We start from the raw sequence: 20,827 nt of genomic DNA on the forward strand, positions 1-20,827 counted from the left end.
CTCGCGATGGGGCCAGCCCGATCACCGAAAAACTCCAAGCGTCGACCCACGCTCAATCAACCGCGCCGAGAAATCCAGCGTCTGCACCGGCCCGTTATCGCCGCGCAGACGCTTGAGCAGGCATTCGAACGCGCGGGCGCCGATTTCAGCGGTGGGTTGGGCGAGGGCGGTAATGCCGCTGCCCACCAAGGGATACCAGTCCAGGTCATCGAGGGCGATCAAACCGATATCGTCGAACAAGTGGCAACCCAAATCGCGTAATGCCTGGGTCGCAGCCAGCGCGGCGATACCGTTAGCGCAAAACAACGCCTTGGGGCCACGGTCCGGCTGGGCGAGAAAGGTCTTGATGCGCGGGAGCAGTTGATCGCAGGTTTCCACCACGGTGCCGGCCAGGGCTGGGCGTCGTTCGATGCTGGCCTTGAAACTGTCGACCCGCTCGATCCGCGAACTGGTGCCATCGTACGGCTCGGTGACCAACAGCAGGTCGCGGTAGCCGCGCTGCTCGAGGTGATCGAGGGCCATCTCGACGGCGGCCGGGTTGTCCAGCCCGACGAGGTCGGCGTCGAGTCGATCGACCTTGCGATCCACCAGCACCATGGGCATCTCGCTGCGCAGTTCGACCAGCTCATCGCGGTGATGACCCAGCGTGTTCACAATCAGCCCTTCGACGTTATAGGCGCGCAGCAGCGCCAGGTGTTGGCGCTCCTGCTCATCGTCGCGGTCGGTGTTGCACACCACCAGGCTGTAGCCGTGGCGCCGGCAGGCGGTTTCCACGCCATGCATCACGGCAATCGAATAGGGGTTGCGGATATCGGCCACGAGCATGCCGATCAGGCGCGTGCGCCCGCGCTTGAGGCCGCGGGCCATCTGATTCGGCCGGTAGCCCAGCTCGCTGATCGCCTGCTCGATGCGCCGGGCGATGGCTTCCGAGAGCAGGGCGCGGTCCTCGCCAATGAAACGCGAGACGCTGGCCTTGGAGACCCCAGCGCGTTCGGCGACGTCGAGCATGGTCACGCGGCTGCGCTGGGCGGCGGAGAAAGAATTCACGGATTGAAACCTGCTTTTTAGATTTATCGAGGTTCTGAAACCGGTTTCAGGAAACACCAGAACTCATTCGGTCGTCAAGGGCGGCGCGTCACAGGTACGACCGACGGTGCTTCGCACCACTCGGACAGACGCGACGATCCAAGCAGGCCTTCAACAGAACCGGGCCAGCCAGGCGATTTGCAGCGCGCCAGGCCGTGTGGTTAGCTGCCTGCCTTTCCCAGCCCTTAGACTACCAAAGCCACTATGAACTTTACCCAGCCTCGTTTGAGATTGCTGTCGATACTGAGTGTGGCCCTGTTGGTGGTGGGTTGTGCGTCCTTCTATTGGCTTCGCCACGGCGGTGCGCCGGTCGATGAAGGTTTTGGCGCCGAAGAACTGAATGAAGGGGGCATCGAGGACATCAGCGCGCTGGCGCCTTCCGAGGTGCAGAAGCGCCTTAATTACTTGATCCAGGATACCGGTGAAACCCTCAGGTCCCTGGAGCGGCTCAGTGACGTGCAATTGAGCCTGACCCACTCGACGAGCGAGCCTGCCGGCGAGCAGCCGTTGCAATACGAGTCGCTGTTTGTTCCGTACACCAGCGCGCAGTTGAAAGCTGAATTGGCGTCGATCCAAGGCCTGCGTTTTGCCCAGAGGCTGTTTGCCGATGGTTCTGAGGTGCGGCTCGATACCAGCACGCTTGATCCGCTCTGGAAGCGCGCCGCCATGCCGGATGAGCCGAGGGCCGAGCAGTATCTGCCGCAGCGCTTGGTTTTTCGCGATGGCAGCGAAAAAACCTTCGCCGAGTTCAAGGCGCCGCCCAAGGTCGAGTCCGAGGACATGATCGCGTCTCATGATGCCTTCGCACTTGCGGTGAACAAACCGCTGGCGAGTCTGGGTCTGACGGTCGCTTACCGCAGTTATCCCGCGTTCCGGAAAGTGGTGCTGGATAAGGATCAGCCGAAAGTGACCCTGGACGGCCAGTCCTTCCAGCTCATGGCCCTGGGTGATGGCAGCGCCTCCGTGCGCTTGAGTACGCCGAAACTATCGACTTTCGTGGTGCAGGGGCTGGACGATAAGGGCAGGGCGCTCTACAGCAACGGGAACAGCTCCCGGGCGTTCCCCTCCGATGGCGACATCGCGGCGTTGCACGACTATTACAACGCGCTGCTACAGACCAAGGACGACTTCAAGCAGCTCAAGACCGGCCAGGCGGTGCAACAGCAGTTGGAACGCCTGAGCGAGGCGCTGGCCGCTCAGGCGGGGCCATTGAAAAACACCGAGGTCGACTATCGATTTGAAGCCACCCCGCAACGTATCGTCATCCATGTGCTCGACCCGATGGAGGACTACACCGTTGAGTTCACCCAGGTCGACAAAGTCCTGGCAGCTCAGGCGCGGTACATCGCCTTGGACCGCAAGGCCGAGCGCTATGGCTTCATCGACCAGACCGGCCAGTGGCTGATCAAGCCCCGTTGGGTGCAGGTACAAGATACCCAGGTAGCCGATACCTACACGTTGTTTTTTCCGGAGAAGCCCAGCGACCCAGAGTCGCAGTGGCAGGCGTTGCGCAGCCAGCTGGCCTATTTCCCCGCCGGTAGCAACAAGCTTGTCGACCTGCCGTTCGAACACATCACCGAGGCGCTGAGCGATGGCCTGCTGCTGGTGGAGCGTGAAACCAACGGTCGTTATGGGCTCTACGATGCCAGGCATCATCGGTTCGTGTTGCCGATGAAATTCGTCAACCCCACCGTAACGGACAGCCTGTTCATTGCCCGTATTGGCAAGCGAACTGATCTAATGGAAGGCCTGTACGGCGCTTATACCCTGGACGGCAAGGAGATCCTGCCGACGCAATTCTCGGGCATCGAGCACAGCGCGGGTCTGCTCTACGCCAGCTCCGCCGATAGGAGTCGTGAGGATGTTTTCGACCTGGAAGGTAGACGGATCAACCTTCAGGGCTACAGCGTGATAGGTCGGTTCGCGGGGCAGCAGCCGCTGCTGGTGCAGGACACCAAAAGCAGGAAGTTCGCTTTTATCGATCGCCAGGGCGCGCGGCTACCGATCAAGTTGCCCTATGACGAAGTGACGCCGTTCTCCAACGGTATGGCGGTGGTGGGACGTGATGGCAGCTACGGTGCCATCGACCTGGCGGGGCGGTTGAGAGTGCCGCTGGATTACGACCAGATCAACGCGTTTCAGACCCGTTATGCAGCGGCGATCCGGGCCGGTGGGGGTACCTCGTTGGTCTTGATCAGCCAGGAAAACAAACTGTTCAAGGAACTCGGTTCGTACACCAGCATGAAAGTGCCGGAGAACGGCAACGAGGCCCGTTATTACGTGAGGGATCGGAATAACAGTGACGAGTACCTGGTCTATGACGCCGATGGCAATCTGGTGCAGAACGACGAATAACAGCTGACGCACTGATCTTGTGGCGAGGGGATTTATCCCCGTTGGGCTGCGAAGCAGCCCTAAAGCAGTGAACTCAATCCTCCTGGCGCACCGAGTTGCCTGGTTTGGGGGCCGCTTCGCAGCCCAGCGGGGATAAATCCCCTCGCCACAGAGGTGCGGTCGCCTTGGGCGTCAGAGCTGGCTTATATAGGTCCCCGTGCCCCTGAGGATGTTCTGCAAGGTCAGCTCCACTTCCGCCACGTCCGTCACCTTGGGATCGAAGGTTATTTCCAGCACATCATCGCCATTGAGCGCATCGGCGTCCGTCGCGGCGATTTCGATTTTCAGCAGGGTCGAGCTGAGGGTGACCTTGACGCCGTCCAGCGTCGAGGGCTCGCCGTCCAGGGTTATCTCCAGTTCGTCTTCGTCCGGATAGCGCGTCATCAGGAACATTTCGCCCTGGGCGCTGTGGCAGCAGAGCATGGCCATGTTGTCTTCTTCGTCATCGCATGGGTTGGCGATCAGCAGGGCGGTGGTCATTTGCATGGAAGGCTCCTGGCTCCGATGAGCCTTGCGGGGGCAAAAACGGGATTTTGCCAGTCCGGGCGAATTTCTGCTGGATTACCACCGCAGGGTGCCGTTTGGCCCTGGGACTGCTAGGGTCTGTATGAAATGTGCTCGCGCACATTTCGTACACAGCCTAGGGTTGTTCGATACCTGGCGAGCGGGGGAGCTAGCCGATGACCGAATATGTCGCAGCGCTGCAAGCAGGCACGTTGTCGCACTCGTTAAGCTGCGCAACGGATGTGTACCTGCAAAGAGCATCGCGGAGTGTTTTTTGCAGGTGGTCATTACGTTGCAATTAGGTGAGAAAAGGATGTGACCTGCGGGTCGCGTCCAGCTTCACCCACCTGTCATCCTGTTTCCTCTGCCCGAGAATCAGGAACGGGATGGCCGACGGCCCCTAAAGGGGCTGCACGCGACGCTTTCATCAATAACAAGCCCAAGCGGAGTACCACAGATGGCGTTCTTCACCGCAGCCAGCAAAGCCGACTTCCAGCATCAACTGCAAGCGGCACTGGCGCAGCACATCAGTGAACAGGCACTGCCACAAGTGGCGCTGTTCGCTGAACAATTTTTCGGCATCATTTCCCTCGATGAACTCACCCAGCGCCGGTTGTCCGACCTCGCCGGCTGCACCCTGTCCGCTTGGCGCCTGCTTGAGCGCTTCGACCACGCGCAACCGCAGGTGCGCGTCTATAACCCCGATTACGAACGCCACGGCTGGCAATCGACCCACACCGCCGTCGAAGTGCTGCACCATGACCTGCCGTTCCTGGTGGATTCGGTCCGCACCGAGCTGAACCGTCGCGGCTACAGCATCCATACCCTGCAAACCACCGTCCTGAGCGTGCGTCGCGGCAGCAAGGGCGAGTTGCTGGAGATCCTGCCGAAGGGCACCCAGGGCGACGACGTGCTGCAAGAGTCGCTGATGTACCTGGAAATCGACCGCTGCGCCAACGCCGCCGAACTCAACGTCCTGAGCAAGGAGCTTGAGCAGGTGCTGGGCGAAGTGCGCGTCGCCGTGGCTGATTTCGAGCCGATGAAAGCCAAGGTGCAGGAAATCCTCGCGAGCCTGGACAACAGCGCCTACGCCACCGACGCCGACGAAAAAGCCGAGATCAAGAGCTTCCTGGAATGGTTGGTGGGTAACCACTTCACCTTCCTGGGCTACGAAGAGTTCGTGGTTCGCGACGAAGCCGATGGCGGTCACATCGAGTACGACCCCGAGTCCTTCCTCGGCCTGACCAAGTTGCTGCGCGCCGGCCTGACCGCCGAAGACCTGCGCATCGAAGACTACGCCGTCAACTACCTGCGCGAACCGACCCTGCTGTCGTTCGCCAAGGCCGCGCACCCGAGCCGCGTACACCGTCCGGCCTACCCGGACTACGTATCGATCCGCGAGATCGACGCCAACGGCAAGGTCGTCAAGGAATGCCGCTTCATGGGCCTTTACACCTCCTCGGTGTATGGCGAGAGCGTGCGGGTCATTCCGTACATCCGCCGCAAGGTCGAGGAAATCGAACGTCGCTCGGGCTTCCAGGCCAAGGCGCACCTGGGCAAGGAACTGGCCCAGGTGGTTGAAGTGCTGCCCCGCGACGACCTGTTCCAGACCCCGGTGGACGAGCTGTTCAGCACCGTCATGTCGATCGTGCAGATCCAGGAACGCAACAAGATTCGCGTGTTCCTGCGCAAGGACCCGTACGGCCGTTTCTGCTACTGCCTGGCCTACGTGCCGCGTGACATCTACTCCACCGAAGTTCGCCAGAAGATCCAGCAAGTGCTGATGGATCGCCTGAAAGCCTCGGACTGCGAGTTCTGGACCTTCTTCTCCGAATCCGTGTTGGCCCGTGTGCAGTTGATCCTGCGCGTCGATCCGAAGAACCGCATCGACATCGACCCGCTGCTGCTGGAAAAAGAAGTCGTGCAGGCCTGCCGCAGTTGGAAGGACGACTACGCCAGCCTGGTCATCGAGAGCTTCGGCGAAGCCCAGGGCACCAACGTGCTGTCGGATTTCCCGAAAGGCTTCCCGGCCGGCTACCGCGAGCGCTTTGCCGCGCACTCCGCCGTGGTGGACATGCAACACCTGCTGAGCCTGAGTGAAACCAACCCGCTGGTGATGAGCTTCTATCAACCGTTGGGCCAGGTCTCCGGCCAGCGTGAGCTGCATTGCAAGCTGTATCACGCCGACACGCCGTTGGCGTTGTCCGACGTGCTGCCGATCCTGGAAAACCTCGGCCTGCGCGTGCTGGGCGAGTTCCCGTACCGCCTGCGCCACACCAATGGCCGCGAGTTCTGGATTCATGATTTCGCCTTCACCGCCGCCGAAGGCCTGGACCTCGACATCCAGCAACTCAACGACACCTTGCAGGACGCGTTCGTCCACATCGTGCGTGGTGATGCCGAGAACGATGCGTTCAACCGCCTGGTGCTGACCGCCGGCCTGCCATGGCGCGACGTGGCGTTGCTGCGTGCCTACGCCCGCTACCTGAAACAGATCCGCCTGGGCTTCGACCTCGGCTACATCGCCAGTACCCTGAACAACCACACCGACATCGCTCGCGAATTGACCCGGTTGTTCAAGACCCGTTTCTACCTGGCGCGCAAGCTCAGCGGCGACGACCTGGAAGACAAGCAACTGCGTCTGGAGCAAGCGATCCTCTCGGCCCTGGACGAGGTGCAGGTACTCAACGAAGACCGCATCCTGCGTCGCTATCTGGACCTGATCAAGGCCACCTTGCGGACCAACTTCTACCAGACCGACGCCAACGGCCAGAACAAGTCGTACTTCAGCTTCAAGTTCAACCCGCACCTGATTCCGGAACTGCCGAAGCCGGTGCCGAAGTTCGAAATCTTCGTCTACTCGCCACGGGTCGAAGGCGTGCACCTGCGCTTCGGCAACGTTGCCCGTGGCGGTCTGCGCTGGTCGGATCGTGAAGAAGACTACCGCACCGAAGTGCTGGGCCTGGTAAAAGCCCAGCAAGTGAAGAACTCGGTGATCGTGCCGGTGGGCGCCAAGGGCGGTTTCCTGCCGCGTCGCCTGCCATTGGGCGGCAGCCGGGACGAGATCGCGGCCGAGGGCATCGCCTGCTACCGCATCTTCATTTCGGGCCTGTTGGACATCACCGACAACCTGAAGGACGGCGCGCTGGTACCGCCGGCCAACGTTGTGCGGCATGACGACGATGACCCGTACCTGGTGGTCGCGGCGGACAAGGGCACCGCAACCTTCTCCGACATCGCCAACGGCATCGCCATCGACTACGGCTTCTGGTTGGGCGATGCGTTCGCCTCCGGCGGTTCGGCCGGCTACGACCACAAGAAAATGGGCATCACCGCCAAGGGCGCGTGGGTCGGCGTGCAGCGCCACTTCCGCGAGCGCGGCATCAACGTCCAGCAAGACAGCATCACCGTGGTGGGCGTCGGCGACATGGCCGGCGACGTGTTCGGCAACGGCTTGTTGATGTCCGACAAGCTGCAACTGGTCGCGGCTTTCAACCACCTGCACATCTTCATCGACCCGAACCCAGAGCCTGCCAGCAGCTTTGCCGAACGCAAGCGTCTGTTCGAGCTGCCGCGTTCGGCCTGGACCGACTACGACACCAGCATCATGTCCGAGGGCGGCGGCATCTTCTCGCGCAGCGCGAAGAGCATCGCGATCTCGCCGCAGATGAAAGAGCGCTTCGACATCAAGGCCGACAAACTGACCCCGACAGAACTGCTGAACGCCTTGCTCAAGGCGCCGGTGGACCTGTTGTGGAACGGCGGTATCGGCACTTACGTCAAGGCCAGCACCGAAAGCCACGCCGATGTCGGCGACAAGGCCAACGATGCACTGCGCGTGAACGGCAACGAATTGCGCTGCAAGGTGGTGGGCGAGGGCGGTAACCTGGGCATGACCCAACTGGGTCGCGTCGAGTTCGGCCTCAATGGCGGCGCCACCAACACCGACTTCATCGACAACGCCGGTGGCGTGGACTGCTCCGACCACGAAGTGAACATCAAGATCCTGCTCAACGAAGTGGTGCAGGCCGGCGACATGACCGACAAGCAGCGCAACCAGTTGCTGGCGAGCATGACCGACGAAGTCGGTGGCCTGGTGTTGGGCAACAACTACAAGCAGACCCAGGCCTTGTCCCTGGCGGCACGCCGCGCCTTCGTGCGGATCGCCGAGTACAAGCGCTTGATGAACGACCTGGAAGCCCGTGGCAAGCTGGACCGCGCCATCGAGTTCCTGCCGACCGAAGAACAACTGGCCGAACGTGTCGCGGCGGGCCACGGCCTGACCCGTGCCGAACTGTCGGTGCTGATCTCCTACAGCAAGATCGACCTCAAGGAAGCGCTGCTCAACTCCCTGGTGCCGGACGACGATTACCTGACCCGTGACATGGAGACGGCTTTCCCGCCAACGCTGGTGAGCAAGTTCTCCGAGGCCATGCGTCGCCATCGCCTGAAGCGCGAGATTGTCAGCACCCAGATCGCCAACGACCTGGTCAACCACATGGGCATCACCTTCGTCCAGCGGTTGAAAGAGTCGACGGGCATGAGCCCGGCGAACGTGGCGGGTGCTTATGTAATCGTGCGGGATATCTTCCATCTCCCACACTGGTTCCGCCAGATCGAAGCCCTGGACCACCAGGTTTCCGCCGACGTGCAGCTGGAGCTGATGGATGAGCTGATGCGCCTGGGTCGTCGCGCCACGCGTTGGTTCCTGCGCAGCCGCCGCAACGAGCAGAACGCTGCCCGTGACGTCGCTCACTTCGGTCCGCACCTGGCGGCGTTGGGCCTCAAGCTCGACGAACTGTTGGAAGGCCCGACCCGCGAAGGTTGGCAGACTCGCTACCAGGCCTACGTGGCGGCCGGCGTGCCGGAACTGCTGGCGCGCATGGTTGCCGGTACTACGCACCTGTACACCTTGTTGCCGATCATCGAGGCGTCCGACGTCACCGGCCAGAACGCCGCCGACGTGGCCAAGGCTTACTTCGCCGTGGGCAGCGCGCTTGACATCACCTGGTACCTGCAGCAAATCAGTGCCTTGCCGGTTGAAAACAACTGGCAGGCCCTGGCCCGTGAAGCGTTCCGCGATGACATCGACTGGCAGCAACGGGCGATCACCATCTCGGTCCTGCAGGAAGGTGACGGTAGCCAGGACGTGGAAACCCGCCTGGCGCTGTGGCTCGAGCAGCATCGTGAAATGGTCGAGCGCTGGCGCGCCATGCTGGTGGACATCCGTGCCGCCAGCGGCACCGACTACGCCATGTATGCGGTGGCCAACCGCGAGCTGCTGGACCTGGCGCTGAGTGGTCAGGCGGTCGTGACGGCCAACTGATCTGGCGTTGAATGAAAAAGCCCCGCATTGAGAGATGCGGGGCTTTTTTATGGGTGATGTTCCAGCCCATGAAGGCCAGAAAGCTCTTGTGGCGAGGGGATTTATCCCCGCTGGGCTGCGCAGCAGACCCAAATCAGGCAGCTCGGTGGGCCTGTAAGACAGAGGCGAAGGCTTTAGGGCTGCTGCGCAGCCCAGCGGGGATAAATCCCCTCGCCACAGAAAAGCGCTCTCAGACAGGGCTGCGTTCACGCAGCTCCTGCAACCGATCAGCTCCGCCTTCAGCCATACGATTCTCGATCAGTCGATCGGAGCCGCCTTCAGCCACGCGATTCTCGATCAGTCGATCCGAGCCACCTTCGGCCAACTGATGTGCAGCCTGTTCGTAAAACGACGGTGCGCTTTCGGCCGCGGCGATGTTCGATAGGCCGGCGCCGCCAACCAGGGTCAGGGCGATTGCCAGGGACGAGAATTTCGAGAAGTTGATCATGGTAGTTCTCCTTGCGCTTGATTGAGTGGGCCAGTGCAGCGGGTGTGTGCTGCTGTCCGGTGTGTGCAGTTAAGCGCCCGGGTGTATCGAGGATGTGTGCCGCAAAGGACCGAAATCGGCGGATTCGTATCAATCGGCTGCTCCTATACAGACCGATACAAAACGTCTTCGAAAAATCCCTCGCCCAACCGGGAGGCTGCGGGGCGCCTCGCAACGGTGACCGATAATCGCACGGTAGTTCCGCCTGGATCGGTCAACCGGTCAAGCAAGGTTATTGACCGGATTAACTGGGTAGTACATTTTAGCGGTCACCCAGCCTTGCCATGTCCAGGCGAGGCCATAATAAAAACAGAGGATCCCCTCATGCGTGCCCGTCAACCGAACTTGTCCTCATTGCATACCTCCCTTTGCGGTGTTTTGCGGAATATTCCAGCGTCGATCCGATAGCGCTCGCCCTGTCGCGCCGGCTACACGGCCGGTGTCTGGATCAACCTGGAGGTGTTCAAGATGACAAAAGTCGTCGATCTGTATTTCAAGCTGCTCAAGTTGCTGATCGTGCTGTGCATGGTCGCGATGATCGTGCTGGTGTTCGGCAATGTAGTGCTGCGCTATGCCTTCAACTCCGGCATCAGTGTGTCGGAGGAACTGTCGCGCTGGTTCTTCGTCTGGATGATTTTTCTAGGTGCCCTCGTGGCGCTCAAGGACCGCGCGCACCTGGGCATGAACAGCCTGGTCAAGCGCTTGCCGCCAGCAGGCAAGCGTGCCTGCCTGGTCATCGGGCATCTGCTGATGCTCTACATTTGCGGACTGATCGTCAGCGGCAGTTGGCAGCAGGCGGTAATCAACCTCAACGTGGTCGCGCCGGCTTCGGGCCTTTCGATGGCGCTGTTCTACGCCGCCGGGCTGGTGTTTGGGGTCAGCGCCACGGCGATCCTGCTGTACGAACTGTACCTGACACTGTTCGGCAAACTGCGGGATGACGATCCTTTGTCAGTCGAGGAAAGCGAAGCCGCCGGCCTCAACCCTGACACCCTCAAGAGTACCCGCCCATGACGTTGGCTATTTTCCTCGGGTCGCTGCTGGGCAGCATGGCGTTGGGTATCCCGATTGCCTTTGCCTTGCTGGTGGTCAGCGTCGCGTTGATGTTTTACCTGGACTTGTTCGACGCGCAGATCATCGCGCAGAATTTGCTCAATGGCGCCGACAGCTTTCCGCTGATGGCCGTGCCGTTCTTCATGCTGGCCGGCGAAGTCATGAATGTCGGCGGGTTATCCAAGCGCATCGTCAACATTGCCATGGCGCTGGTTGGGCATAAGCGCGGCGGCCTGGGTTACGTCGCGATCATTGCCTCCTGCCTGCTGGCCTCGCTTTCCGGTTCGGCGGTGGCCGATGCGGCGGCGTTGGCGGCGTTGCTGGTGCCGATGATGGTGTTGGCGGGGCACAACCGGGGACGTTCGGCCGGGCTGATCGCCGCCGGCAGCACCATTGCGCCAGTGATTCCGCCCAGCATCGGCTTCATCGTTTTTGGCGTGGCGTCCGGCGTGTCGATTTCCAAGCTGTTCCTGGCCGGTATCGTGCCGGGGCTGATGCTCGGCGTCGGGCTGGCCATCGCCTGGTGGTTGATCTCCCGGCGCGAGAACGTCGAGACGGCGCCCAAGCGTTCCCGAGCCGAGGTACTACGCACGTTGCTCGATGGCAGTTGGGCGATGGGCTTGCCGTTGATCATCATCCTGGGCCTCAAGTTCGGCATCTTCACGCCAACGGAGGCAGCAGTGGTCGCGGCAGTCTATTCGCTGTTCGTGTCCCTGGTGATCTACCGGGAGATGAAGATCAGCCAGCTGTACGAAGTGATCCTGTCTTCGGCCAGGACCACCTCGGTGGTGATGCTGCTGGTGGCGGCGGCCATGGTTTCATCGTGGCTGGTGACCATCGCCGACCTGCCGGGCCAGCTGGCGGAACTGCTCGCGCCGTTCATGGACAACCAGACGCTCCTGCTGCTGGTGATGATGGCGTTGATCATCCTGGTCGGTACGGTGATGGACATGACCCCGACCATCCTCATCCTGACGCCGGTATTGATGCCAGCGGTGATCCAGGCGGGGATCGACCCGGTGTATTTCGGCGTGCTGTTTCTGATCAACACTGCGATTGGCTTGATCACGCCGCCCGTGGGCACGGTGCTGAACGTGGTCTGCAGCGTGGCGAAGCTGGAGTTCGAGGAAATAGTCCGGGGTGTCTGGCCGTTCATGATTGCGCAATTTGTGGTGCTGTTGCTGTTGGTGCTGTTTCCGCAACTGGTACTGGGACCGTTGAAATTCTTCACCGGCTGACACCGGTGCTCGCTGGCTCGACCTTTAAAAACAATAACGATCGGAGAGTGACATGGGAAAACTGATGAAAACCTTGCTGGCCGGGGCGTGCGCGACGGGCTTGCTGCTGACCGGCGTGGCCAGCCACGCGGACGAGATCCGTGAGCGGACCTTGCGATTCGCGTTCCAGAACGTCAAGGAACATCCCCAGGGCCAGGGCGCGCAGAAGTTCGCCGACCTTCTCAGTGAAAAGAGCGGCGGCAAGATAAAGGTCCGCCTGTTCCCTGGCGGAACCCTGGGCGGCGACGTACAAACGGTGTCGGCATTGCAGGGCGGCACCTTGGATATCACCGTGCTCAACTCCGGCATCCTGGCCGCCCAGGCACCGGATTACGCCATGCTCGATTTCCCCTTCCTGTTCAACGACGTCAAGGAGGCCCATGCCGTCATCGATGGGCCGGTCGGGCAGAAACTGGCGGCACAGCTGGACAGCAAGGGGCTGGTAGGGCTGGGTTATTGGGACCTGGGGTTCCGTAACCTGACCAACAGCAAGCACCCGGTGACCAAGCTCGAAGACCTGCAGGGCTTGAAGCTGCGCGTCATCCAGTCACCGATCTACCTGGAAACCTTCTCAGCCCTGGGCGCCAACCCGGTGCCGATGGCGTTCCCCGAGGTGTACACGGGCCTTGAGCAGCACACCATCGACGGCCAGGAAAACCCGTTCACGGTGATCGAGGGCAACAAGTTCTACGAGGTGCAGAAATATCTTTCCGTCACCGGCCACATCTTCAACCCGCAGTCGTTGATCATCAGCCAGAAAACCTGGAACCGCCTCAACGACGACGAAAAGGCAATGATTCGCGCAGCCGCAGCCGAGGCGCAGACCTTCCAGCGTGAAGTCACCGAGACGAGCATGGAAAAGGCCAAGGCGACGCTGGCCGGTGCGATGACCGTCAATGAAATCACCCCGGCCGAGAAAGACCGCTTTCGCGAGCGCGCGAAGCCAGTCGTCGACAAGTTCGCCAAGTCGTTGGACGGGGATCTGGTGAAAATGATGTACGACGAAATCAACAAGGTGCGTGCCGCGCAGTGAGTTGAAGCACCCCCACGGACGGTCCATACGAAGGGCGCCCGGACACTGTCCCGGCGCCCTTCGTTTTGCCTGGGGCGGATGACTTCGATGCGCAACCAGTACGGTGGCGGCGTCTCGTAGGCCCAACCTGATGTCGTTTGTGGAACAGTCATGGCCGGTCGATGTCACAGGCATGCCTCCAGACTTGTTAGGCTATGGCACTTACTCTCGTTTTCACTTGGAACAGCGGGGCTTTTCAGACCATCACGCGCGCGTGCGTGTTGCATAATCAAAGGAGGTTCACGTGGGTAAAGATCCTGTAGACGATCTATCAGGAAAATCCCAGACGCCCGGTACGGAGGGGATACCTGCCCCTAGCGGCGAGGCAAATCTCATCGAAACAGACTACGTCATCGGACAGGACAATTTCCGCGGTGAGTTTTCTTTCTCCCTGGACATCCATGGCAAGGTTTTCCTCATCTCTGCCGCCACCGTTTTGTTGTTCGTCATCGTGACGCTGGCGCTGCAAAATGAAGTCGAGCCGCTTTTCAGCGCCATGCGCGGATGGCTGACCCGGCACCTGGCCTGGTTCTTCATGAGCGCAGGCAATATTTTCGTTCTGTTGTGCCTGGCGTTGATCGTTTCGCCACTGGGCAAGGTGCGATTGGGCGGTCGCGATGCCACGCCCGATCATACCTATGTGGGTTGGTTCTCCATGTTGTTCGCCGCCGGGATGGGCATCGGGCTCATGTTCTACGGCGTAGCGGAGCCCATGTCGCATTATGCCGCCGCGATGGGGGGCGTGACGCTCGATCCCAGCGGGGTACGCACGGACTGGGCCCCCCTCGATGGCGCAGCGGGCGATATGAAAGGCGCTGCGGACCTGGCGATGGCTGCGACGATTTTTCACTGGGGTCTGCATCCCTGGGCCATCTACGCCATCGTGGCGTTGTCCTTGGCCCTGTTCTCGTTCAACAAAGGCTTGCCGCTGTCGATTCGCTCGATTTTCTATCCGTTGCTGGGGGAGCGCGTCTGGGGCTGGCCAGGGCATATCATCGATATCCTGGCGGTGTTCGCCACGCTGTTCGGGCTGGCGACCTCGCTGGGCATCGGTGCCGAGCAGGCCGCGGCGGGGATTGAACATCTGTTCGGCATTCCATCGTCCAACGTCAGCAAAGTTGTACTGATCATCGGTATCACGCTGATTGCCCTGTGGTCGGTTCTAGCCGGGCTGGAGAAGGGCGTCAAGCTGCTCTCGGAAATCAATATGGGCCTGGCGCTCCTGTTGCTGCTCTTCATCATCGTGGTCGGTCCCACCTTGGCCATTCTTACCGGCTTCTTCAAGAACGTGGTGACCTACGCTGAATACCTGCCCGCATTGTCCAATCCTTTCGGCCGTACGGACGCCGAGTTCACCCAGGGCTGGACAGCGTTCTACTGGGCCTGGTGGATCAGCTGGTCGCCCTTTGTAGGCATGTTCATTGCGCGGGTCAGCCGGGGCCGGACCGTCCGGGAATTTCTGATTTCTGTCTTGCTGGTGCCTTCGCTGGTGTCGGTGCTATGGATGACCACTTTTGGCGGGACGGCCATCGACCAGGCCACCTTGCAGGGATTGAGTGGGGTAAAGGATGCAGTGTTGGAACTCAAGCTGTTCGCGATGCTGGAGGCGCTGCCCCTCAAGGAAATTTCCTCGTTGCTGGGCATCGTGCTGGTGATCGTGTTCTTCATCACTTCGTCGGACTCCGGCTCGCTGGTAATCGACACCATCACGGCCGGCGGCAAGGTCGATGCGCCTGTGCCCCAACGGGTTTTCTGGGCTGTCATCGAGGGCGTGATCGCGATTGCGCTGCTGTTGGGTGGGGGGCTGGTCGCCTTGCAGGCCATGGCGGTTTCGACCGGGCTTCCCTTTGCCATCGTTCTGCTGCTGGGCTGTATTTCCCTGGTGAAGGGATTGATGTCAGAACCGCGATCCTGATCGCCTGAAGATTGGCTGGGGCGAGGCGCGCCCCAGCGTTCAATCCCAGAGCTGCCCGACCGCCACGGACGGGCTGTAATGGGTGGCTACCTGCGCTTGCAACAGCTCGGCCGTGGCCAGTGCATCGGTCAATGCATGGTGGGCGTGATAGGTGGGCAGTCGATAACGCAGACGCGTATCGGCCAGCCGGATGGAGGCCGGTGGCCGCCGCAACAGCCGGTCCAGCCAACGGCGCCGACCCCTGACCCGCCATGCCTCCAGCTGCATCGTGTCAATGACCGGAAACTGCAGGCCCTCTCCAAGGTGACGCCGAAACGCCTCGTCCAGAAAGTCGCGCTCGATGGCCCGGTAATGCACCACCATGATTCGCCCCGCCAATGCTTCCAGCAGGTTGTCCATGATGTCGGGGAATCGAGGGGCATGACGGATGTCGGCATGGGTAATGCGATGGAATGTCACCGACTCATGGGTCAGCGTGGAAGGTTTGATGACCCAGTACAGGGCTTCGCCGCAACGTATTCGCTTGAGGGTAAAAGGCATCAGGCCGATGCTGACGATGCTGTCGCTGCGGGCGTTCAAACCAGTGGTTTCCAAGTCCATGGCCAGCAGTTCCACTTGTTCCAACGCGGTCTGGCCGTCGATCACCCCGGTCTGGTAGAAACGCTGCAGCAGGGGATGGCGTGCTTGTCGCGCCAGTTGTTCGAAGCGCGCCGCCCAGTCCGGCATCGTCCGTTCGGTCGCTACTCGTGGGGCGTTCATCGGGATGGCCGGGCGTGACCGGGATAGCGGAAACGCAGGAATTTCTGGGCATTGCTCAACACCTGGAAGGCTTCCTTGAGGTTGTGCCGCTCAGCGGTTGAGAAGCGCTCGGGCTCGATGTAATTATCCGGTTTGCGACCCTGTTCGATGGCATCGACCTGGTGCCGTATGCGCACCATCGACAGGAACTCCAATGCGTAGCGCAGATGCTCGATGGCCTCGGGTGGTACCCATTGCGTTTGGCCGATGGCATCGAGCCGATCGAATGAATTTTGCGCCGTGGTGCCACACGCCAGCGCGTGGATGCGGATCAGGTCGGTGAGGGGTGCCGTGCCACGGCCCTTGAGGTTGATGATCTGTTTTTGTTCCCCATCCGTTTCCATGACAAATGTACGAAAGAAACCCAGGGGCGGCGTGCGATTCAATGCGTTGCGCGCCATCGCCGCCAGGAAAGCCGGAGTATCCCTGGACTTCTGCGCGCAAAGCGTCTTGAGCGATTCGACCATGTCCAGCGCGCCATAGACCCCGTCCAAGTCAAAAAAGATGCAGCTGTTGAGCAGGGTGGCGGCGTTCGGTTTCTCGATCCACTGGCTGAAATAGCCACGCCACACTCGCAATGGCTGGCGCCACTGGACGTTGGTCGCCATGATCCCGCCCTTGCAGTAGCTGTAGCCGCATTGGGCGAGCCCGTCGCTGACGAACGCAGCCAGCTTGCGAAAGTAATCGTCATGCAGCGCTGGGTCGAAACGATCGTCCAGCACCAGGGCGTTGTCCTGGTCGGTGACAAGCAATTGTTCGTCACGGGCCATCGAGCCCAGCACCATGAAGCAATACGGAACCGGTGGTGGTCCCAGTTCGCGTTCGGCCAGTTCAAGCAGGCGCTGGGTGAAGGCACGACCAATGCCCGAGATGGCGCTGCCGATCATGTGGGCGGTCGCGCCGTCGCGGACCATGCGAATGTAGGTCCCGCGTAGGTCGCGCAGCAATGAGCGAAGACCCTCGACACTGGTCTGGTTGGAAATACTGTTTACCAGGTACAGGCTGCTCTGAGACTCGTGTCGGATGATGTCCGACAGATTGATCAAGCCCAGCGTGCGGCCCTTGTGCATCACCGGAAGGTGATGGATGTTGCTCCTGAGCATGCACAGCATCGCCTCGAACAACGAGTCATCGGCCTGGATGGCCACCGGGTCGATCGACATCACTTCGCCGATGGTGGTTTCGCCGCTGCGGTTGGCGGCCACAACGCGGGTGCGCAGGTCCCGGTCGGTCACGATGCCGAGCATCTGCTCGGGGTGTTTCCCGGCTGGCTCAAGGACCACGACACAGGAAACGCTTCGTTCGGTCATCAACTGTGCGGCTTCCCGGACGCTGGTTTGCGGCGTAACCCAGACCAGATCCCGGGAAATCAATGCACGGGACTTGAGCTGGATCAGCTCGCTCGCACGGCCTTGGGCCTCGACGGCTGACTTGAGCCTGGAATGCCCCTCGGCTTCGACAAAGTCGGCGAAACTGTCGTGCCGCTCGCATAACTGGGCGAATACATCCGCCGGAATGAAATAGATCAGGCTGTCTTCCAGGGCCTTGGCCGGGAAACGCACCCGGTTGCTGCGCAGCAAGCCCGCCTGGCCAAAGATATCGCCCTCGACCAGTCGGTTGTACAGTTCGCCGCTTCGCCGATAGATCTCGACTGCGCCGCTGCGTACGTAGTGCAGGTCATGAATGGCCGCACCTGCTTCGAGGATCGGGCTTGAGGCCTTGAAATACGCGACTTCGACGCGCCGGGCAATTTCCTCCAGGGTCTCCTGGGGAAGGGCATCGAATGGCGGAAAACGATGAAGGTGCTCACTGATTTCCAGTAATTCGATCTGCATGGGGCCTCGTGACAGTTCTGTTTGAAGGCCCAACATGCCAGACCATGGCGCCGCACACAAACCCGGGAGCGTGTACGGCCACCGGTTCGTTATTGAGCTTGAGGCACGGCCAGCCACTGCCCGATGACTTTCTGATAGCTGCCGTTGGCCTTGCTCAGATGCAACCACTGGTCGACGTACATCTTCCAGGTGTTGTCGTCACGGGGCAGCAGATAGGCTTTCTCGCCATATTGCAGGTAGCGGGTCGGGTTGACGGCGCACAGGCCCGGCTTGAGTTTCTGCTGGTAGAGCGCTTCCGAGGCATCGGTGATCATGACGTCGGCGCGTTTGTCCAACAGCTCCTGGAAGATCGTCACGTTGTCATGGAAGGCGAGCTGGCCCTTGGGCAGGAATGCCCGCACGAAGGCTTCGTTGGTGCCACCGGCCGGCTCGACGAGGCGCACCGAAGGCTGGTTCATCTGCTCGATGGTCTGGTAGCGCGACTGGTCTTCGCAACGCACCAGCGGGATCTTGCCATCCACGTCCAGGGTGTTGCTGAAATAGGCTTTCTTCTGTCGTTCCAGGGTCACCGAAATCCCGCCCATCCCGATGTCGCACTTGCCCGCCAGCATGTCGGGCATCAACGTTTTCCAAGTGGTCTGGACCCATTGCGCCTTGACGCCCAGGCTGGCGGCCAGCGAGCGGGCCATGTCGATGTCGATGCCTTCGTATTCCCCCGATTCGGCCTTGTAGGTGTAGGGCTTGTAGTCGCCGGTGGTGCACACGCGCAGTTCACCTTGCTGGATCACTTTGTCCAGATGCGAAGCCGTTGGTTCGGCCAGGGCGCTGCCGCAGAATGCCAACAGGCCAAAGAGCGTCATCGTGCTTGTTATGATTTTCATGGGATGGGACGCCTCGCAAGGGAAGGGGACAAGACGGGGGAGTGTAGTAAAACTGCCGGCGGGCTGTCACTGGAACGTCGACGCGAATGCTCAGCCTGCCGTGCTCTCGCACGCCTGGAGGTTTTTCAGGTAGGCGCAGAACATATCTGCCATGGCATCGGCATAGCTCTGGACTTCTTGCTGAACGCGAGGCATTGCCGAAAACCGTTTCCCCACGGAGCTGAGGGTGGCGATGATCAGCTCACCGGCCAGGGCGCGGGTTTGCATACTCGCGTCCGGCAGCACTTGCTGCATGAACGCATCCACCGATGCCTGCACTGAAGTACGTGCCGCCTGGTGCTCAGGCGCATCCCGATAAAGTGGCGCAGCGTCGTTGAGCGCGACGCGAATCTGCGCTTCGTCGCACTCGGACTGGATGAACGCCTGCACAAGGGTTCGTAACCGCGAGAGGGGCGGTGTGGAGGGATCTTCCAGAATGTCTCGCAACATATCGCTGGTCTGCCGCCATTCATCACTTTGCAGCCGAAACAGGATCGCTGCCTTGTTCGGAAAGTACTGATACACCGATCCGACGCTCACACCCGCTCGCTCGGCAACGCGGGCAACGGTGAAGCGTTGGGCGCCCTGACTCGCCAAAACCTGAACAGCCGCTTCCAGGACTGCCGCCACAAGCTCGGTGGACCGTGCCTGTTTTGGCTGCTTGCGTGAGGAAATCTGCGGGCTTGGGCGATCGGACATGGCGGCATCGGCCTTGGAAAAGGAATGCGAATAGGAAATACGACGGATTATTCGTATCTTGAATGCGACTAATTGATCGCATTTTAGGCGGCTGCGCAAGCGGCATTCCACTTCACTTCGCGTCCCTTTCCATGGGTAGGGTTATGACTCAAGAAAATATTCATCCGGGTGCCTCTGCGGCGCCCCCGGCAGCCGTCGAAACCAATCCGGTATTCAAGTTGTTGCCGCTCACGTTGACCGTGTTCATCGGTTTTCTCACCATCGGCATGCAACTGCCAGTTTTGCCGCTTCATTTGCACGACACGCTGGGGATGGGCACGTTGGTGATTGGCCTGGTAGTGGGTGCACAGTTCGCCGCGGCGCTGCTGTCGCGATCCTGGGCCGGCAATTTCGCCGACCTGCGCGGCGGCAAGCGCGCGGTCATGGTCGGGCTGGTGACGGCGGCGGTTTCCGCTTTGGTCTATCTGCTGTCCCTGGCGTTCGTCGCTACGCCGGTGTTGTCGGTCTGGCTGTTAGTAGGCGGTCGCGTGCTGCTGGCGATCGGTGAAAGCCTGATCGTCACCGGGGCGTTGGGGTGGGGCATCGGTCTTGTAGGGGGGCAGCATGCCGGCAAGGTCATGGCCTGGAATGGCATTGCCATGTATGGCGCGTTCGCCCTGGGCGCCCCGCTTGGCGTGGCGCTCGATTCGGGTTGGGGATTCATGGGCATCGTTGTGGCGTCGGCGTTTATTGCACTGTTTGCCTTGGCGGTTGTCGCCGGCGTCCGCGGCGTAGCCCCTACGGCGACCCGGCGTACACCGTTCTACAAGATGTTCGGCGCGGTATGGGTTCCCGGCATGGGCCTGGCGTTTTGCAGCGTCGGCTTTGGTGTCGTGACAGCGTTCATTGCCTTGTTATTCGCGGCCAGGGATTGGGGCAACGCTTCGCTCGCGTTCACGGCGTTCGGTCTGGCCTTCATCGGCGCGCGGCTGTTGTTCGGGCATCTTCCGGACAAGATCGGTGGCGCGCGTGTCGCATTGGTCTGCGTCGTGATCGAGGCCGTTGGGCTGCTGCTCATCTGGGGCGCCGATACGGCATTCATCGCCTATCTCGGCGCCGCGTTTACCGGCTTCGGTTATTCCCTGGCATTTCCCGGTTTTGGCGTGGAAGCAGTGCGGCGTGCTCCGCCGCAGTCACGTGGCCTCGCCATGGGCGCCTATGTTGCCTTCCTGGATATTTCCCTGGGCATGACCAGCCCGTTGGCTGGTGTGCTGGCCAGTGGTTGGGGCATCGAGGCGGTTTACCTGGGCGGTGCTGTTGCGGTTGCGTTGTCGTTCGGGGTGGCCTTGATGTTGCTCCGAAGTCGGGAAATACAAGTTCAATACAAATCCTGAGCCTTGTTCAGGTTATAGAAGACTTTCTATCTCGCTTTTCCAGACAGGA

General features: G+C 60.9%; 14 protein-coding genes. 7 read left to right on the forward strand and 7 right to left on the reverse strand.

Annotation, left to right across the window (positions count from 1 at the left end; translation table 11 throughout):
- Nucleotides 1-21 precede the first annotated feature (21 nt).
- Nucleotides 22-1,047: a LacI family DNA-binding transcriptional regulator gene (locus tag DOCECA_RS07925; protein WP_445571714.1), complete on the reverse strand. Its 1,026-nt coding sequence runs from the start codon at nt 1,045-1,047 to the stop codon at nt 22-24.
- Nucleotides 1,048-1,290: 243 nt separating this feature from the next.
- Between DOCECA_RS07925 and DOCECA_RS07930 the strand changes: the two genes are divergently transcribed.
- On the forward strand, nt 1,291-3,441 hold the full coding sequence (locus DOCECA_RS07930) for a WG repeat-containing protein (protein ID WP_445571715.1): 2,151 nt from the start codon (nt 1,291-1,293) through the stop codon (nt 3,439-3,441).
- A gap of 171 nt (nt 3,442-3,612) precedes the next feature.
- Here DOCECA_RS07930 and DOCECA_RS07935 read toward each other — a convergent pair whose 3' ends face one another.
- Entirely contained in the window at nt 3,613-3,966 is a 354-nt protein-coding gene (locus DOCECA_RS07935) for a hypothetical protein (RefSeq protein ID WP_434650873.1), read from the reverse strand.
- Nucleotides 3,967-4,441: 475 nt separating this feature from the next.
- Between DOCECA_RS07935 and DOCECA_RS07940 the strand changes: the two genes are divergently transcribed.
- On the forward strand, nt 4,442-9,310 hold the full coding sequence (locus tag DOCECA_RS07940) for an NAD-glutamate dehydrogenase (protein ID WP_420766522.1): 4,869 nt from the start codon (nt 4,442-4,444) through the stop codon (nt 9,308-9,310).
- 229 nt (nt 9,311-9,539) lie between these two features.
- Here DOCECA_RS07940 and DOCECA_RS07945 read toward each other — a convergent pair whose 3' ends face one another.
- Nucleotides 9,540-9,797, reverse strand: a complete 258-nt coding sequence (locus DOCECA_RS07945; RefSeq protein ID WP_445571716.1) for a phage infection protein — start codon at nt 9,795-9,797, stop codon at nt 9,540-9,542.
- Between the two features lie 507 nt (nt 9,798-10,304).
- On the opposite strand from DOCECA_RS07945, the gene DOCECA_RS07950 reads away from it, so the two are divergent.
- The 4 genes from DOCECA_RS07950 to DOCECA_RS07965 all read left to right on the forward strand — a co-directional run bounded on the left by DOCECA_RS07950 (nt 10,305) and on the right by DOCECA_RS07965 (nt 15,153).
- Nucleotides 10,305-10,850, forward strand: a complete 546-nt coding sequence (locus tag DOCECA_RS07950) for a TRAP transporter small permease (RefSeq protein WP_434611162.1) — start codon at nt 10,305-10,307, stop codon at nt 10,848-10,850.
- Nucleotides 10,847-12,127, forward strand: coding sequence for a TRAP transporter large permease subunit (locus DOCECA_RS07955; protein ID WP_420766519.1), 1,281 nt, complete (start codon nt 10,847-10,849; stop codon nt 12,125-12,127). The genes DOCECA_RS07950 and DOCECA_RS07955 overlap by 4 nt, the downstream gene beginning before the upstream one ends.
- Nucleotides 12,128-12,179: 52 nt before the next feature.
- Nucleotides 12,180-13,199 (forward strand): TRAP transporter substrate-binding protein, encoded by a 1,020-nt coding sequence (locus DOCECA_RS07960; protein WP_445571717.1) that lies wholly within the window; start codon nt 12,180-12,182, stop codon nt 13,197-13,199.
- A 283-nt stretch (nt 13,200-13,482) separates the two neighbouring features.
- Nucleotides 13,483-15,153: a BCCT family transporter gene (locus tag DOCECA_RS07965; protein ID WP_434611164.1), complete on the forward strand. Its 1,671-nt coding sequence runs from the start codon at nt 13,483-13,485 to the stop codon at nt 15,151-15,153.
- Between the two features lie 39 nt (nt 15,154-15,192).
- Here DOCECA_RS07965 and DOCECA_RS07970 read toward each other — a convergent pair whose 3' ends face one another.
- From DOCECA_RS07970 to DOCECA_RS07985, 4 genes are all read right to left on the reverse strand, one after another.
- The gene (locus DOCECA_RS07970; RefSeq protein WP_434611166.1) at nt 15,193-15,912 is read right to left on the reverse strand and encodes a 3'-5' exonuclease; all 720 of its coding nucleotides are present in this window, start codon (nt 15,910-15,912) and stop codon (nt 15,193-15,195) included.
- Complete coding sequence (locus DOCECA_RS07975; RefSeq protein ID WP_434563804.1) at nt 15,909-17,786, reverse strand: DUF294 nucleotidyltransferase-like domain-containing protein; 1,878 nt, start codon at nt 17,784-17,786, stop codon at nt 15,909-15,911. Before DOCECA_RS07975 ends, DOCECA_RS07970 begins: the two co-directional genes overlap by 4 nt.
- Nucleotides 17,787-17,875: 89 nt before the next feature.
- Nucleotides 17,876-18,667 carry a transporter substrate-binding domain-containing protein gene (locus DOCECA_RS07980; RefSeq protein ID WP_434611168.1) on the reverse strand — a complete coding sequence of 264 codons (792 nt, stop codon included), beginning with the start codon at nt 18,665-18,667 and terminating at the stop codon, nt 17,876-17,878.
- Nucleotides 18,668-18,757: 90 nt separating this feature from the next.
- The gene (locus DOCECA_RS07985) at nt 18,758-19,405 is read right to left on the reverse strand and encodes a TetR family transcriptional regulator (RefSeq protein WP_434611565.1); all 648 of its coding nucleotides are present in this window, start codon (nt 19,403-19,405) and stop codon (nt 18,758-18,760) included.
- A gap of 143 nt (nt 19,406-19,548) precedes the next feature.
- Between DOCECA_RS07985 and DOCECA_RS07990 the strand changes: the two genes are divergently transcribed.
- Complete coding sequence (locus tag DOCECA_RS07990) at nt 19,549-20,778, forward strand: arabinose transporter (RefSeq protein WP_445571718.1); 1,230 nt, start codon at nt 19,549-19,551, stop codon at nt 20,776-20,778.
- Nucleotides 20,779-20,827: the final 49 nt, after the last annotated feature.

The sequence above is a fragment of the Pseudomonas sp. E102 genome, assembly GCF_052660185.1.

Excerpts from the sequence above, each read along its gene's own strand:
- DOCECA_RS07930 (WP_445571715.1), top strand. The coding sequence starts at position 1,291 with ATGAACTTTACCCAGCCTCGTTTGAGATTGCTGTCGATACTGAGTGTG.
- DOCECA_RS07935 (WP_434650873.1), bottom strand. The coding sequence starts at position 3,966 with ATGCAAATGACCACCGCCCTGCTGATCGCCAACCCATGCGATGACGAA.
- DOCECA_RS07940 (WP_420766522.1), top strand. The coding sequence starts at position 4,442 with ATGGCGTTCTTCACCGCAGCCAGCAAAGCCGACTTCCAGCATCAACTG.
- DOCECA_RS07945 (WP_445571716.1), bottom strand. The coding sequence starts at position 9,797 with ATGATCAACTTCTCGAAATTCTCGTCCCTGGCAATCGCCCTGACCCTG.
- DOCECA_RS07950 (WP_434611162.1), top strand. The coding sequence starts at position 10,305 with ATGACAAAAGTCGTCGATCTGTATTTCAAGCTGCTCAAGTTGCTGATC.
- DOCECA_RS07955 (WP_420766519.1), top strand. The coding sequence starts at position 10,847 with ATGACGTTGGCTATTTTCCTCGGGTCGCTGCTGGGCAGCATGGCGTTG.
- DOCECA_RS07960 (WP_445571717.1), top strand. The coding sequence starts at position 12,180 with ATGGGAAAACTGATGAAAACCTTGCTGGCCGGGGCGTGCGCGACGGGC.
- DOCECA_RS07970 (WP_434611166.1), bottom strand. The coding sequence starts at position 15,912 with ATGAACGCCCCACGAGTAGCGACCGAACGGACGATGCCGGACTGGGCG.
- DOCECA_RS07975 (WP_434563804.1), bottom strand. The coding sequence starts at position 17,786 with ATGCAGATCGAATTACTGGAAATCAGTGAGCACCTTCATCGTTTTCCG.
- DOCECA_RS07980 (WP_434611168.1), bottom strand. The coding sequence starts at position 18,667 with ATGAAAATCATAACAAGCACGATGACGCTCTTTGGCCTGTTGGCATTC.
- DOCECA_RS07985 (WP_434611565.1), bottom strand. The coding sequence starts at position 19,405 with ATGTCCGATCGCCCAAGCCCGCAGATTTCCTCACGCAAGCAGCCAAAA.
- DOCECA_RS07990 (WP_445571718.1), top strand. The coding sequence starts at position 19,549 with ATGACTCAAGAAAATATTCATCCGGGTGCCTCTGCGGCGCCCCCGGCA.